This window comes from Kribbella sp. NBC_00709, assembly GCF_036226565.1.
GTDB lineage: Bacteria > Actinomycetota > Actinomycetes > Propionibacteriales > Kribbellaceae > Kribbella.
On sequence record NZ_CP108996.1, the window covers coordinates 7818150 to 7833077 of the forward strand.

14 protein-coding genes are annotated in these 14928 nt (G+C 67.9%); 6 read left to right on the top strand and 8 right to left on the bottom strand.

Going from position 1 to position 14928, the window contains the following annotated elements:
* Positions 1-13: 13 nt before the first annotated feature.
* From OHA18_RS38165 to OHA18_RS38180, 4 genes are all read left to right on the top strand, one after another.
* The gene (locus OHA18_RS38165) at positions 14-775 is read left to right on the top strand and encodes an FHA domain-containing protein (RefSeq protein ID WP_329000255.1); all 762 of its coding nucleotides are present in this window, start codon (positions 14-16) and stop codon (positions 773-775) included.
* A gap of 13 nt (positions 776-788) precedes the next feature.
* On the top strand, positions 789-1184 hold the full coding sequence (locus OHA18_RS38170) for a hypothetical protein (protein ID WP_329000256.1): 396 nt from the start codon (positions 789-791) through the stop codon (positions 1182-1184).
* A 124-nt stretch (positions 1185-1308) separates the two neighbouring features.
* Positions 1309-1713: a trypco2 family protein gene (locus tag OHA18_RS38175; protein WP_329000257.1), complete on the top strand. Its 405-nt coding sequence runs from the start codon at positions 1309-1311 to the stop codon at positions 1711-1713.
* A 3-nt stretch (positions 1714-1716) separates the two neighbouring features.
* The gene (locus OHA18_RS38180) at positions 1717-5811 is read left to right on the top strand and encodes a trypsin-like peptidase domain-containing protein (RefSeq protein ID WP_329000258.1); all 4095 of its coding nucleotides are present in this window, start codon (positions 1717-1719) and stop codon (positions 5809-5811) included.
* Here OHA18_RS38180 and OHA18_RS38185 read toward each other — a convergent pair.
* From OHA18_RS38185 to OHA18_RS38195, 3 genes are all read right to left on the bottom strand, one after another.
* A complete protein-coding gene (locus OHA18_RS38185; protein WP_329000259.1) occupies positions 5803-6402 on the bottom strand; it encodes an HD domain-containing protein in 600 nt (199 codons plus the stop codon). The genes OHA18_RS38180 and OHA18_RS38185 overlap by 9 nt on opposite strands.
* Positions 6403-6635: 233 nt before the next feature.
* Positions 6636-7394, bottom strand: coding sequence for an aquaporin Z (aqpZ, locus tag OHA18_RS38190; RefSeq protein ID WP_329000260.1), 759 nt, complete (start codon positions 7392-7394; stop codon positions 6636-6638).
* 78 nt (positions 7395-7472) lie between these two features.
* On the bottom strand, positions 7473-8552 hold the full coding sequence (locus tag OHA18_RS38195; RefSeq protein ID WP_329000261.1) for an ABC transporter permease: 1080 nt from the start codon (positions 8550-8552) through the stop codon (positions 7473-7475).
* An 84-nt stretch (positions 8553-8636) separates the two neighbouring features.
* Between OHA18_RS38195 and OHA18_RS38200 the strand changes: the two genes are divergently transcribed.
* Positions 8637-9242 (top strand): TetR/AcrR family transcriptional regulator, encoded by a 606-nt coding sequence (locus tag OHA18_RS38200; RefSeq protein ID WP_329000262.1) that lies wholly within the window; start codon positions 8637-8639, stop codon positions 9240-9242.
* Between the two features lie 6 nt (positions 9243-9248).
* Here the strand turns inward: OHA18_RS38200 and OHA18_RS38205 are convergent, their stop codons facing one another.
* The 4 genes from OHA18_RS38205 to OHA18_RS38220 all read right to left on the bottom strand — a co-directional run bounded on the left by OHA18_RS38205 (position 9249) and on the right by OHA18_RS38220 (position 12673).
* On the bottom strand, positions 9249-10301 hold the full coding sequence (locus OHA18_RS38205) for a Gfo/Idh/MocA family protein (protein WP_329000263.1): 1053 nt from the start codon (positions 10299-10301) through the stop codon (positions 9249-9251).
* Between the two features lie 98 nt (positions 10302-10399).
* Positions 10400-10663 carry a hypothetical protein gene (locus tag OHA18_RS38210; RefSeq protein WP_329000264.1) on the bottom strand — a complete coding sequence of 88 codons (264 nt, stop codon included), beginning with the start codon at positions 10661-10663 and terminating at the stop codon, positions 10400-10402.
* 57 nt (positions 10664-10720) lie between these two features.
* On the bottom strand, positions 10721-11176 hold the full coding sequence (locus OHA18_RS38215; RefSeq protein WP_329000265.1) for a MarR family winged helix-turn-helix transcriptional regulator: 456 nt from the start codon (positions 11174-11176) through the stop codon (positions 10721-10723).
* 48 nt (positions 11177-11224) lie between these two features.
* Positions 11225-12673, bottom strand: coding sequence for a PucR family transcriptional regulator (locus OHA18_RS38220; protein WP_329000266.1), 1449 nt, complete (start codon positions 12671-12673; stop codon positions 11225-11227).
* A gap of 76 nt (positions 12674-12749) precedes the next feature.
* Between OHA18_RS38220 and gabT the strand changes: the two genes are divergently transcribed.
* The gene (gene gabT, locus OHA18_RS38225; RefSeq protein WP_329000267.1) at positions 12750-14090 is read left to right on the top strand and encodes a 4-aminobutyrate--2-oxoglutarate transaminase; all 1341 of its coding nucleotides are present in this window, start codon (positions 12750-12752) and stop codon (positions 14088-14090) included.
* On the opposite strand, the gene OHA18_RS38230 is transcribed toward gabT, so the two are convergent.
* A complete protein-coding gene (locus OHA18_RS38230) occupies positions 14062-14922 on the bottom strand; it encodes a metal ABC transporter permease (protein WP_329006201.1) in 861 nt (286 codons plus the stop codon). The two genes, gabT and OHA18_RS38230, sit on opposite strands and share 29 nt — an antisense overlap.
* Positions 14923-14928 lie beyond the last annotated feature (6 nt).

A 14928-nucleotide genomic window follows, 5' to 3' on the forward strand; every position in this document is an offset into this window, starting at 1 on the left:
GGGGGTGTCCGTTATGGCGCAGCCATCGGCGACGTACCTGGTCGTGGAAAGCGCGGGGTCGGATCACGGGCGGCGGATCGACCTGGTCGGGAACCGGTTGACCATCGGCCGCTTGCCGACGTGCGACGTGCGGTTCGACGATCTGCAGGTCAGCCGCACGCATGCGACTCTCTGGCGGCGCGGTGACGCGGACTACGTCGAGGACCTCGGCTCGTCCGGCGGCACGTACGTCAACAACGTCGTCATTACCGGTCCGCGCGAACTGCGCGCCGGAGACACGGTCGCGTTCGCCGGTCTTCGACTCCGGTACACAGCTGACGGCTCGGAGGATCCTCGCCCGCGGCGGGAGTCTCAGGAGGTCCGCTACGACATCAGGGACCAACGAGCCGACGAGATCAACAACGTCGGGCGCGATCAGTTCAACTACGTCGTACAGCAGCGGGAGAGCTTCTTTCGCGAGATCGCGGCCACGAAGACGAAGGCCCGCTGGCTCGTGTGGACCGGTGTCGCCCTTTTCGTCATCGGTCTGGGAGTCGCCTCCGTCGGCGGCTTCAACTACTTCCAGTGGTTCGCCAGGGTGTGGGGTTCCGATTCGACCACTGCTCCGGACCTCGATCTCAGCGGTCTCGCGATCGCCGCGGTCGGTGGCTTGATCAACACCGTCGGCATCCTGCTGGTCATCATCGGAATTGTTCTGCACATCGTCGCGACATCACGTCGCAAGCGCGTCAACCGGGAATTCCCGCCGCCCCCTCCGCAGTACCGAAGGCAATGAGACGGATGAGCGAATGACCTTCAACATCGGCAATCAGTCGGCGGGCAACATCAACAACGTGGCTCGCGATCAACACATCACCGGCGGGCAGCACGGCGTCCTGGTGACACCCGAGGCCGCCGGCCAGGCGGTGATCGACCTCCGCGCCGGCCTGCGGACAACCCCGCTCGACGAGCAGACCGCGGCCGACGCGGAGGCCGAGGTGACGCAGATCGAGACGGCGATCAGGGAGCCCCAGCCCGATCGTCCCCGCGTCGCACGTTCCCTGGAGCGGCTCACCAGGCTGCTCCTCGCAGCGGGTTCACTCGCAACGGCCGGCTCCTCCCTCCTTCAACCGCTCCATACCCTCGCGGGCTGGCTGGGCACCCTCGGCGCCCCGATCCTCCACCTACTCCCCCTGCTGGCCTGAGCCGACAGGCGGACCCTCGAGCTGGTCCGCTGGGCTCTGGCGCTGCTACGGGTCGGTACGGCACCCTCGACGTCAGGGGCAGGTTTCTCAGAGGGGGCGCGGGGTGGGAGCTGATACGTCAGGGGTGCCCGAGGAGCAGGGGCTCGGGCTGGTGGAGTTTCTGGGGGACCTTCGGGCCGAGTTGCAACAAGCTCAGGAGCGAGCGCTGACCGACAGTCCCCCGGGTACGGCGAACGCGCTGCGACTGGCCGTCGACGAAATCACCGTGACACTCGAGGTGGCGCACGAACGCACGCTGTCGGGCGAGGTGAGTGGAAAGATCACCGGCAAGTTCTGGGTGTTCGGTTCGGCCGAGGCGGGGGCGTCCGCGGGTGTGCAACGCGCGCGCAGCGGCACGCAGACGCTCACGCTCACCCTCAAGCCGCGGGTCGAAACGGTCGTGGTGGACGAGTACGGCGTGGCGAAGTCCACGCAGAGCGGACTCGACGTTGACAGCCAGGTCGGACACGAAGAACAGCAGACGCCCTAACCGATGATGCATCCCAGTCCGCTGTGCGTCGCCGAGATCCGGACCAGGTGGCCCGACGGACAGTCTCGGGTCGGATCGGGTTACCTGGTCGCGGACGGCTGGGTGCTGACCGCTGCGCACGTCGTCCGAGGCGCCACGTCGGTCCGGATCTGGATCAATCCCGAAGCGAAGCTGACCGTCGAGGCGGAGGCGGTCGTCGACACAGCCGAGGTCCGCTGTGCCGATGGGTCGGTCGATGCGGCCCTGATACCAATCTCCGGCCCCGGTCATGCTCTGCCGGCCGGTTGTCCTCCCGCCGTTCGCGGCACGCTCGATCGAGAGGTCACGGAGGCGGTCACGGCAACCGCCCTCGGCCTGCCTTGGTACAAGCTGCACGAGCCCGGCGACGAGTCGACCGGCCTGATCCGTGAGCTGGCAGCGGTCGGCGGCACCATCATTCCAGCGGCCGACCACAAGCTCGGGACGTTGGCGATGTCGGTGACCGGCGGGCCTGACGTCGCCACTCACGACAGCGTGGAGTCAGTGTGGGCAGGCATGTCCGGGTCGGCGGTGTGGGCCGCCGGTCGCCTGATCGGCGTGGTGGCCAAGCACCACGTGCACGAGGGTGCGGGCGTCCTCACGGTGTCACCTCTTGGTACGGACGCCGGCGCTTCGTGGCTGAGCGACGTACCGAACTTCGTCACTGCCGCGGACGTGACCCCGGAATCGTTGACCGAGCTCATCCCCGCGACGTACCTCGGGGTGGCGGCCGAACTCGCTCCTGCGCTGCTGACCGACCGAACCGACGAGCTCGCCTGTCTGGACGACTTTGCGGCCGGAACCGACCGCTGGTGGTGGTACTCGGCGGACGCGTTCGCGGGCAAGAGCGCGCTCACGGCGTGGTGGGTCTCGAACAATCGCCATCCGGCCCGGGCCGCCGTCGTCGCCTGCTTCCTGCGCCGCGCCAGCAACCTCGACACCGCCGACTACGCCGTCCGCTCGCTGGCCCTGCAGCTGGGCGCCATCGCGCAGTGGTCGGACGAGGAGGCCTGGCGGCTGGATCTTCTCACCGGTGACGCCGCCATCCAGACGTTCAAGAAGCTGCTGGCGAGAGCGGCCGCTCGCTGCGTGGCCGAGGGACGGCGGCTGGTGGTGGTCGTCGACGGCCTGGACGAGTACCAGGCCTTCGGTCAGATCCCGATCGCGGACTGGTTGCCAAAGGCAAACACCTTGCCGGCCGGGGCCGCGCTGCTCGTCACCAGTCGCGCCGGCGCACCCAGCGGCATACCGGCCAGCCACCCGCTCCACCAGCACGTCCATCAGTTGGCACCGTCGGACACTGCTGCCCGGATCTTCCAGTTGGCCGGCGAGGAGATCGAGCAGGCGGCGCTGTCCGATGCGAACGGACTCGTCCACCAGATCCTCGGCTTCCACGCGGCCGCCGAGGGCCCGCTGACCCATTCGGACCTGGCCGGCCTGATCCGGCGACAGCATCCCCAGTCCGTTGTCTACCCCGATGAGATCAGGAAGACCTGGAAACTCCACCTGGCGCGGACGATCACCCCAGCTCCTGGATCGGCGAGCGGATACGGCTTCGCTCACGACCAACTGCGGGCGAACGCACGCGACCAGTTCGCCGACCGGCTCCCGGACTATCTGGGTCAGCTGCATACCTGGGCCCTCGAGTACGCCGGCAAGGACTGGCCGACCGAAACCCCGGAGTACCTGCTGCGTGCGTACACGACGATGCTGGGCTCTGCCCTGACCGCCGACACGGCTTCGGCCGAGCTCCTGGATCGCCTGTACGACGTGGTGTCCTCGCCCGGGCGCTGGATGGCGCTGTTCCTGGCCGACGGAAGCCCGGTGCTGCCGGACGAGGAGATTGTCCAGACGCAGCAGACCCTGGTGGCGGCGTACCACGAGGGCCTGCTCCGGCAGCGGCGTCTGGAGTTGAAGCTCGCGGTACTGGGGTTGTCCCGCAGCCCGGTGCGCGAGTCGCAGACCTATCCGGCCGCCGGAGTTGCCGTGGTCTGGACCCTGCTCGGCGACGGGGACAAAGCACTCCGCCTCGCGCAGGCAATCCTGGAGCCGGACGGTCGCGCCTACGCGCTCGGCGCGATCGCGACTGCGGCGTCGGCACAAGGCAACCTCGGGCTGATGCAGCGCGCAGTGCACGAGTTCCGGAATGCCGAGACCCAGGCGGGTCAGTACCGGGAGAGGCTCCAGATTCACCTCGCGCTGGACCTGGCCAAGGCCGACCAGTTCACTGAGGCCGAGCGGGTGGCCGAGCGGATCGTCAACCTCGAGAAGCGCGTCAAGTGCCTGGCCGACGTAGCGCTTCTCGCCGCCCGGGCCGGTCAGGCGGAGACGACGCGAGCACTGGCCTCGCAGGTGGCCGAAATGGCCGTCCAGCCCGACGCTGAGGGACACAGGCCGATGGGGGTACTCGCGGAGGCGTTCGCAGTGCTGGGTGTCAGGGATCGCTCTGCGAGCTGTTTCACCAAGGCGAACGAACTCACCACCTCGGCGAGGCACGCACACGAAAGGAAGTACCTCGAGTGGGCGCGGCAGACGGTGAAGACTGCAGGGTGGAGGTCGATGGCAACCATCGCGGCCGTGACCAGCGATGATCCGCGGGGATCACTGACCAGCGATCCCAAGGTGCGCGCCTGGCTCGAACTGCCGGCCTTCTCGCTGCTCGATCACCAAGCCTGGAACATGGCCAACGTCGCTGCGGCCATCGCGCTCGTCCGTGGTCCTGCGGCGGTGGGGGATCTGGCCGACAGAGCGGTGCAGGCGTCTGCCGAGAACGCGGAAACACATGACGAACAGGCCGAAGGTACCGGGTCGACACCATTCGAGCTGGTCTCTGTGCTGTTGGCGGCTGGTCTCGACACTCCGGTGACCGCAGCGCTGCAGAGCTCCACCATGGGTGGCGGATGGCGTGCGGTCCAGGAGTCCATTCGTGCGCAACTGGTCCGGCACCTCGCCGCGAAGGGTGCTGAGCGCGAGGCCCTCGAACACAGCGCTCGGCTGGCGCACCTTGGCTACGGCACGTCGAGGACCGAGATCATCGCGGCGGTGGCCGTCGCGGCACTCGGGACGAGTCGTTGGGAGGAGTACCGCGAATATGCCCGAAGTTCGGTCGAGGCCGAGTTCGGCCAGCTGGTCGCCGCGGAACGGGCTGCCCGGCTCGTCAGGGCTCGTCAGCAGATCGAGGCTCACTTACACGACAGCGCAGAGCAGCCGCTGACTCCATCGGTTGTGACGCACGAACCTGTCGACTTCTACCTGGCAACGCTCGAGGAGCTCTCGTCGTCGTCTGAACGCGACAATCGGCCAGGGGTGGTGTTGAACCTCGCCGGCGCACTCCCGGATCATGCCTTGGTCGACCCGGCCGACACCTGGCAACTGTTGCCGGGAGTCGAGCGGCTGGTGGACGAGGATCTCAAGATCTATGGCTATCGCTGGCTCCGTGCGCAGCGGTTCTTGGTGGAGACCCGGGTTGCGTTGGGCGACTCCGAGGCTGCACGCCGTCAGGCGGAGGCGATGATCGAACCACTCCTCGCCATCGAGGTCCTCGACTCGTCCGCCATTGCCGACACCGTCGCCGCACTCCACGCCGCCGGGGCGCTGACTGACGACACCATCGCTCCCCTGCTGGCGCTGGTTGCACCGGATCACGTTGATGACGATCACGCGCGCGGAGCGATAGCCGTGGCCTTCGCGAAGGGGAGCGTCGGTGGCCCGACGGAACTGGCGGACTCGGCGGCCGATCTCGTCACCGCGCCGGTTCTGGTGCTCGGACGCTTGACGGAGACCCTGTACAAGTCTGCCCTCGAAATCCTGACCAGCCTGGTCGAGGGCGGCCACGTTCAGCCAGCCCGGCGGGTCGCCGAAACCTTGCTCCGGCAGGCGATCCGGCCCGACGTCCTCTGGGTGGACCGAGCCACCCTCCTCGGTGGCCTGCTGAGGAGCAAGGAACCAACGGTTCGCGACGAAGCCCTCCGTCACCTCACCATCGAGGACGCCTTCATCGACCAGGTCACCGACCTCCCGACCGAGCTGCTCGAGGCCTTGCTCCGAACCTCGGCCCTCACCGGCGATCGCTCAGGATAAGGGGTTGTCGAGCGGGTTGGAGGTCATTCTGGTGGTGAGGCCGGACTGCATTGCGCGAGCCGCGGAGGTATTGGGTTTGCGGTCGGCCTGGGCCTGGAAGCAGGAGAGGAACTCGTCGACGAGGTCGAGCCGGGGATACGACCGGAGTACTTCGGCGCGGAAGGCGGGGGTGAAGGCGTCGAGATTCTTTCCGGCGATATCCAGTGCCGCGGCGCGCGACAGCAGGTGGCCTTCGGGGTCGGTGGATGCGTCGACGTCGGGCCACATGTGCTTGACGATGACTTCGCCGAGGCGTTCGCGGCGGTCGCCCGGCCAGCCGGCGCCGGCTGCGAACACGCGCGCGATGTGACCGCCGGCCTCCTCGAAGGACACCGTGTGGTTGTCGAACTCCGGCACCAGGCTGACGTCGTGGAACATGGCCGCCACGAACAACAGCTCAGCGTCGTACCGGATGCCCTCCTGCTCGCCGAACCCGCTCGCCCACAGGTAGACCCGGCGCGAATGGCTCAGCAGCGCCGGCGAGAGGTACGTGGTCGCCACCTCCAAAGCCGCCGACGAGGCCGTCGTTGCAGGTGACACGAGACTGATCATGCTTCGACGGTAGTTCGCCAAAGGCCCGCCCCGCTGGTCCAATCCCCCACCACAACCATGGGCCATCCACCACACCGCCGTACCCCGCACCCAGGTAGCCTCTGCCCGGACGTTTGAGGGGTTGACCCCTGAGATGGTCGGTTCGCCCCTCGCATACTGGGGGCACAACCGGCCAGCTCAGGGGTCAACCCCTCAGTTGGTCCACCCTTGGTGTGCTGGGCAGACCGGGTGGTTTACGGGTTGTTCGCGACGCCCTCGTCGATCTTGGGGCCGCGGGCGCCGGTGATGGCGGCGTAGCTGATGCCTGCGATGGCCGCGCCGACGATCGGGGCGACGATGAACAGCCAGACCTGGCCGAGCGCGCTGCTCCCGGCGAACCACGCGACGCCCAGCGACCGTGCCGGGTTGACCGAGGTGTTGGTCACCGGGATGCTGACCAGGTGGATCAGCGTGAGCCCGAGTCCGATGGCGACCGGGGCGAATCCCTTCGGCGCCCGGTCGTCGGTGGCGCCGAGAATCACGTACAGGAAAAAGGCCGTCAGCACGATCTCGACCAGCGCGCAGGCGAGCAGGGAATAGCCACCCGGCGACCGGTCACCGTAGCCGTTGCTGGCGAATCCGCTGTCGACGGCGCTGAAGCCATCCTTGCCACTGGCAACTGCCAGCAGAATGGCGCCGGCCGCCGAAGCGGCGACAATCTGGGTGACGATGTACGTCGGGACCCATGTCCACTCGATCCGTTTCGCGACCGCGAGGCCGATCGTGACCGCCGGGTTGAAATGACCGCCGGAGACATGGCCGACGGCGTACGCCATGGTCAGCACGGTCAGGCCGAAGGCCAGCGCCACACCGAGATACCCGATGCCGACCGGGACCTTGTCCGCAGTGAGCACGACCCCGGCCAGAACGGCGGCACCACAACCGCCGAAAACGAGCCAGAAGGTCCCTAGAAACTCCGCACCGATCCGAGCTGCAGGACTGGGTGATTCCACGACAGCCTCCTTATGACCCCCCGCTGAATTGAAGCATTGCTGTCACAGTAAGGCATCACTTCATCACACCCGGTGAATTCAGGCCGACTCTTCCAGGACCAACGCGTCGTGGAGTGGCGTGTCGGGCAGCGGATCTGGCAGCGGATCGGCGCTGTGGCGGCCCGACTGCCGCCCGGCAACCCGGCGATGGCCCTCGACGATGGCGGCGATACCCGCCACGCTCCAGGCGACGAGAACGACGATGTGCTGCGCGGCGCCGTGTCCGTCGAAATAGGCCGCGCTGCGGAGCAGGTTCGCACCCGCACCCGGTGGCATCAGCTGACCGAGCTCCCCGACCGCCTTCGGCAGCAACTCAGGCGCCGAGCTGACCGCCGAGAACGGATTGCCGACGAACACCATCGCGACCGCTCCCAAGGCGACCCCACTCGGTCCGAGCAGGGCTGCCAGACCGGCGACAGTGCTGCTGATGGCGAACAGCATCAGTGACAGGGAAGCCCAGGTCTCGAGCCGCGAGCCGGGGAGTGCGCCCACATAGTCCTGGGCCACCAGATGTACGCCGACGCCGGTGACACCCGATACCACCGCAAGGGCGACCACCTCCCGCCACGCAGGCCGGAATCCGACGAGTACGGCGACCATCGCGGCCAGGATCACACCGCCGAGCACCAGTGGAGTCATCGCGGCGGTGAAGATCGCACCGCGTGGATCATCACCGGACGTCGCCACGACATCCTGGATGGTCGAGGTCACGACCGGTCGCCCGGCCGAGTCGGAGTGCACCGAGAGCTGCTGGGCGGTCGACGTCAGCAGCTGGGCGACCGCCGGCCCGGCAGCACTGGCAGTCAGCACGGTCAACCGGCGGGACGAGATCTCGAACGCTCCGTAGACCTCACGATCGGCGATCGCGGCACGGGCGTGCGCGTCGTCGGCGTACAGATGCAGGTCGAACGCGCCCGGTGCGGCTTTCGTCAGGCTCTGCACGGTCTCTTGCGTGACGGCACCGGTGCCGACGACGCCGACCGGCAGACTGCGCGCGGCGGTGCGGGAGGCCGGCCAGGTGAACATCAGCACCGCAAGGCTGACCACGAGCGGAGCCAGCACCGACAGGATCAGCAGCTGCCGCCACGGCGGATGGTGTACGAGCGGATTCTTGGGCACTTTCCTGCGCCTCTCGATCGGTAGGACCGGCGCGCCTCACGCGCCAAACGACAATGAACGTTCGTTTTCGACTATACTCGATCCGTGCCCAGAGTTTCCGACCGCTACCGCGACGCCCGCCGCGAGCACATCCTCGCCGCGGCCCGGCGCGCCTTCCTCCGCCACGGCTTCCACGCGACCTCGATGCAGGACCTGTTCACCGAGGCGCAACTGTCCTCGGGCGCGGTCTACCGCTACTTCCCCGGCAAGGAAGACATCGTGCTGGCGATCGCCGAGGACAACATGCGGGAGGTGGCCAACCTGATCCGGACGGTCACCGAGGAACGGCCGGGCGAGTCGATCGGGACTGTTCTCGCCGCCGCGGTGGAGCTCATCACGGCGAAGAACCAGGACAGCGGACTGGCCGGGATCGGCGTCCAGGCCTGGTCGGAATCGCTCAGCAATCCGCGGATCGGCATGGCGTTCGGCCAGATGCTCTCGACTCTCCGGGCCGAGCTGGCCGAGGTCATCAGCCGGCACCAGAAGACGACGGCGCTACCGGCCGAGCCGTCGGCGGAGTCGCTGGCCGGGGTAATGATCGGCGTGCTGGTCGGCCATCTCCTCCAGCTCGCGCTCCTGGGCACGGACGCCGTGGCTGACACGCCGGCCGCCCTCAAGGCCCTTTGGCCACCACTCCCCGACCAGTCGTAACTCCGGCTACTGCGCCGCCCCGCGGACGGCGGCCTGCTGCTGGGCAGTGAGCGCCAGGCGCATGGTTTCGAACGTGTGCTCCTGCGGCGCAGCCGTCGTGGTCCGGTCCTGTACGTCGCGAATCAGGTCGGCGTAGTACGTGGTCCGGACCGAAGAGCAGTCGATGTACTGCGTACCTTCCTGATTGACCAGGAAGAGGTGATCGCCTCCGTCCCGGCCCGCGATGTCGACGTACTTGCGCAGCTCGATGTAGCCGTCCGTGCCGAGGATCATCAAGCGACCGTCGCCCCAGGTCGGCAGCCCGGCCGGCGTGTACCAGTCGACGCGGATGTAACCCTGCGCGTTCTCGCTGCGCAGCAGGATCTCGCCGAAGTCCTGCAGGCCCGGCTCGTCCGGGTTGCCGAAGTTGCCGACCGTGCTGGCCACGACCTCGGCGGTCCGCGCGCCGGTGAACCACAGGAACTGGTCGATCTGGTGGGAGGCGATATCGGTGAGGATGCCGCCGTACCGGCTCTTGTCGTAGAACCAGTCCGGGCGGCCGGCTCCACCGGCCAGGTGAGCGCGGTCCCCGACGCGGTGCGGCCCGATCCCGAGTGTCTGTACGACGGTGCCGATCTTGCCCTCGCGGACCAGCTCACCGGCCTTGATGACGCTGGGCACCTCGAACCGCTCCGAGAATGTCACCGACCAGAAGCGCCCGCTCTGGCCGACCGCCTTCTCGATCTCCTCCAACTGCTCGAGGCTGACGCACCCCGGCTTGTCGGTCACGACGTCCTTGCCGGCCAGCAACGCCGTGACCGCGATCGGCCCCCGACGGTCCGGTACGGCGGCGGTCACGATCAGGTCGATCCCGTCCCGGCCGAGCAGCTCGTCCGGACTCTCGGCCACCGGCACGTCCGGATACTGCTGGCGGACCCGGGTCGCGATCGCGGCGGTGGGATCGTCGGTCGCCATCCCGACGAACTCCGCACCGGCCGCGATCAGGCCTGCGATCTGACCGAAGATGTGCGCGTGATCAAGTCCGACGGCGGCGAACCTGACAGCCTGCGTGGAAGTCACCCGGATTCCTCCCGGCTCGGCAACGTTTCAGTTGCCACTCACCCTATGCCAATTCGGCAAGCGCTTGCCAACCCCCGGCGAGCCGGAGACGAGCGGCGTCAGAAAATGTAGAAGCCGGTGACCACCGTGGGCAGGAGGCCGAGGACGAGCCAGAGTGAGCGCAGGGATCGCTGGTGGATGAGCAGGATGCCGGCGGCCGTGAGCACACCGATGACTCCGGACATCAGCCAGAGCCCGACACCTCGGCCGTACTCCTTCTCGGCGACGCCGATGCTGTAGACGGCCAGCGTGATCGCGGGGACGCTGCCGACATGGAAGAGGATGACCGAGGCGACCCAACGCTGAACCGTCTCGATCTTCATGGGCTTCGGTGTTCTCCGGCGCATACCCTCATCGTACCCTAATGATTAGTGCACTCACTATTTGGCGTTCGCCACATTGGCGGCGGCGATCACCTGGGTCAGGACCTGGTGGAGGTGCTGCAGTTCGGACACCTCCATGCCGAGCCGGCTCACGATCGCCGCGGGGATCTTCTCGGCCTCGTTGCGCAGCCGCCAGCCCGCCGGCGTCAGCGTGACGGCGAGTGCGCGCTCGTCGGTCCGGGCGCGCGGGCGCTCGACGTACCCGCTGGCTTCCAGCCGTTTGAGCAACGGGGAAAGCGTTGCGGGCTCGAGCTGCAGCAGGCGGCTGAGCTCCTTGACCGACAGGGGCGCGTGCTGCCACAGCGCCAGCATCACCAGATACTGCGGGTGGGTCAGCCCCATCGGATCGAGCAGCGGCCGGTAGACCGCGATCACACTGCGCGCGGCCACGGCCAGCGCGAAGCACACCTGGTTCTCCAGCTCCAGCGGGTCGATATCGCCGAAGTCACTCAACGGGGACCTCCATCAGACGTCGTTCCGTCCAGGCTATCCCACTAACCATTAGTGCGCTAAGAGCGCTTGAAGTGCTATCCAGGCGTTGACTCGCAGCTGCGGGTCGTCCAGGGACCCACCGAGTTCGGTCTCGATGGCGGCCAGTCTGTTGCGGGCCGTGTTCCGATGGATGCCCAGGTCCTCGGCGACCTTGAGTACTGCGCCGTGATGGCGGAGGAACGATCTCAAGGTAGCCAGTTGCACCGGGTCCAACGCACCGAGAAGCGACGTGGCGAAGGCGGCCGCGGTATCCGGAGCGATCAGCGTCACGGGTCCCTCGCCACGGATCCGTTCCCACGGAACAACCGGCGTCGACTCGGTCGCGTGAGCGAGCGCCAAGCCGGCGGTGTGATGGCTCGCCCGAGCCTCGGCGAGCGCAGTGGCCTGACCGACCCCGACGAGCAGCCCCGATCCCGCGAGTTGCTCGGCCAGTCGCTCCGCACGATCTGCCGGCGCCGCGGCACACAGCTCACCGTCTCCCCCGGCGACAACTCGCAGTACGTCGAGTTGCGACCGCGCGTCGTCGAGCTGCTCGTCCGCGCCGGTTGCTCGCAGGATCCGCACCGTGCTCGGCAGACCGAAACCGGCCGGCTGGACCTCGAGGATCAGCTGAGCTGTCGTCGGATCGCCGTCGATCAGCAAGCGCACTGCCTTGTCGTGGATCAATCGGCGAGACTCCGTGCGACTGCGTTCCTGTTCGGCGATCAGGCCGAGCAGCGAGACCGCCGTGGTGATCGCACCACGAGACCCCGCGGTCGGGGATCCAAGGACGGCAAGGTACGACGAGGGACGCCCGGTCAGCCCGAGCGGATGAACTGCGATACCGGCGACGGATGCCGCGGCGAGAAGGCCCTGCCGCCTGATGCGAGCGATCTCGACAACGATCTGATCCCGTGGCAATGCGTCCCGTTCCGGCCCGAACGGTCCGACCAGCAGCTCACCGTCCGCGGACATGATGCACGCGGCACCCGACATCAGCCGGGCCAGCGTGTCCACGACCGAGACCGTCGGATCAGGGCGCGTCGCAGCCGCGGTCAGCCGCCGCTGAAGGTCGAAGGCAGCGCGGGTGGCCTTCGCCTCCGACTCCTCCAGCAGCTCAGCGGTCAGTCGGCTGACGGCCACGAACGCGGTCTCGTGCGGCACCTCGATCAGGTTGACTCCGTGCCGCTCGCACCCAGCCACCAAGCCGCGCGGCGGCGTCCGGTGGGTCAGGCCGGTGCCGATCCCGATCGCGGCAACGGGTACGTCGGCGAGCCTGGCGACGTACCCGTCCCACTGGGAGCGCCACGCCTTGGTGTCCAGTCCGGTCGTGAGCAGGAGCTCCGATCCCTCGAGGAACGGCGCCGGATCGGGGAGCTCGCTCGCGGCCACCCAGCGCACGGATCGGTCCGGCGCGGGCAGGTGCACAGCGCTCAGGCGCAGACCCGGCAGATCCACGATCTCCGCGACGGTGACCACGATGCACAGCCTAGCTCCGATCGATTGTGCATTGCTGCCATTCACGGCTGGTCACATCGCTTCTACCGTCACAGCTATGACCGTTATCGGCGGGCCTTCGCTGCCCCAGGAACGACGTCTGATCACCTCGATCCCGGGACCTGTCTCCCAGGCGATCCAGGCGCGGAAGGTGGCGGCGGTCGCGCAAGGCGTCGGCACGATGCTGCCGGTGTACGTCGTCGCGGCCGGCGGCGGTGTGCTCGTCGACGCCGACGGCAACTCGCTGATCGACTTCGGCTCCGGCATCGCGGTCAGCACGGTCGGCAACAGCGCCACCGGTGTCGTGTCCGCGGTGACCGACCAGGTCCAGGCGTTCACGCACACCTGCTTCATGATCACGCCGTACGACGGCTATGTGGCCGTTGCCGAGACGCTCAACCGCATCACACCCGGCGACCACGACAAGCGCAGTGTGCTGTTCAACTCCGGCGCCGAGGCTGTCGAGAACGCGGTGAAGATCGCCCGCGCCTTCACCCGCAAACAGGCCGTCGTGACCTTCGACCACGCGTACCACGGGCGCACGAACCTGACCATGGCGATGACCGCCAAGAACATGCCGTACAAAAGCGGCTTCGGACCGCTGGCTCCCGAGGTCTACCGCGCTCCTTTGTCGTACCCGTTCCGCGACGGCGGCCTCGACGGCGTGACCGCGGCGCGGCGAGCCATCGACGTGATCGAGACGCAGGTCGGCGCCGCCAACCTCGCCGCGCTGGTGATCGAACCCATCCAGGGCGAAGGCGGCTTCATCGTGCCGGCCGACGGGTTCCTGCCGACGCTGGTCGAGTGGTGCCGCGCGAACAACGTCGTGTTCGTCGCCGACGAAGTACAGACCGGATTCGCCCGGACCGGCGCGATGTTCGCCTGCGAGCACGAGGGCGTCGTACCCGACCTGATCGTCACCGCCAAGGGCATCGCCGGCGGCCTCCCGCTGTCCGCCGTCACCGGGCGCGCGGAGATCATGGACGCGCCCCACGTGGGTGGACTGGGCGGAACGTACGGCGGCAATCCGATCGCCTGCGCGGCCGCCCTCGCCGTCGTGGAGACGATCGAACGCGAAGGCCTGGTCGACCGGGCCCGTGCCATCGAGGAAACGATGCTGAAGCGGCTCACCGCCCTCCAGGCCGAGGACAACCGCATCGGGGACATCCGCGGTCGCGGCGCCATGATGGCGGTCGAACTCGTCGTTCCCGGCACCACCGACCCCGACGCCGACCTGACGAAACGCATCGCCGCGGCCGCGCATGCCCAAGGACTCGTCGTCCTGACCTGCGGCACCCACGGCAACGTACTGCGGTTCCTCCCGCCCCTCTCGATCCCCGACAACCTGCTGCACGAAGGCCTCGACGTACTCAGCCAAACCTTCCGTGAGACCCGGTGATCGCGGGAAGCCGGCAGGCGAGGTAGATCAGGAACGAGATGGTGGTGACGTAGGGACTGATCGGCAGGCTGCCGCCGAGCGCGAGCAGGATGCCGCCGACGAGCGACACCGTCGCGAACACCACACTCAGCACCGGCACGAGCCACGGCGACGCCGCGATCCGGAGCGCCGCGGCCGCGGGCGTGACCACGATGCTGAGCACCAGCAGCGCGCCCACGATCTGCACCGAGATCGCGACACCTAGGCCGAGCAGCAGCATGAACACCAGTGACAGAAGGCGAACCGGCACACCGCGAGCCGCGGCCTGTTCCGGGTCCGAGCTGGCGAACATCAGCGGCCGCCACACAATCAGCAGTCCGACGAGGACGACCGCACCGGTGACGATCAACCAGGACAGCTGCGGAGTGTCGACCGCGACGATCTGCCCGGTCAGCAGACCGAACTTGTTCGCCGCCCGGCCCTTGTACAAGGCGAGGAACAGCACCCCGAGCCCCAGCCCGAACGGCATCAGCACGCCGATGATCGAGTTCCGGTCCCGCGCACGGCTTCCGAGTACGCCGATCAGCACCGCCGCCAGGATCGAACCGATCAGCGAGCCCGCGACCACGTTGATCCCGAGCAGCAACGCGCCCGAGGCTCCCGCGAACGACAGCTCGCTGATGCCATGGACGGCGAACGGCAGGTCGCGCATCATCACGAACACACCGATCGAACCGCCAACGATCCCCAGGACCACGCCGGCGAGGATCGAGTTCCGCACCAGGGCCAGCAGCTCGCCGTAGTTGGCGAAGTTGAAGATCTCGTGCCACACGCCGACCCGCACCGTTGCCATGAGCAT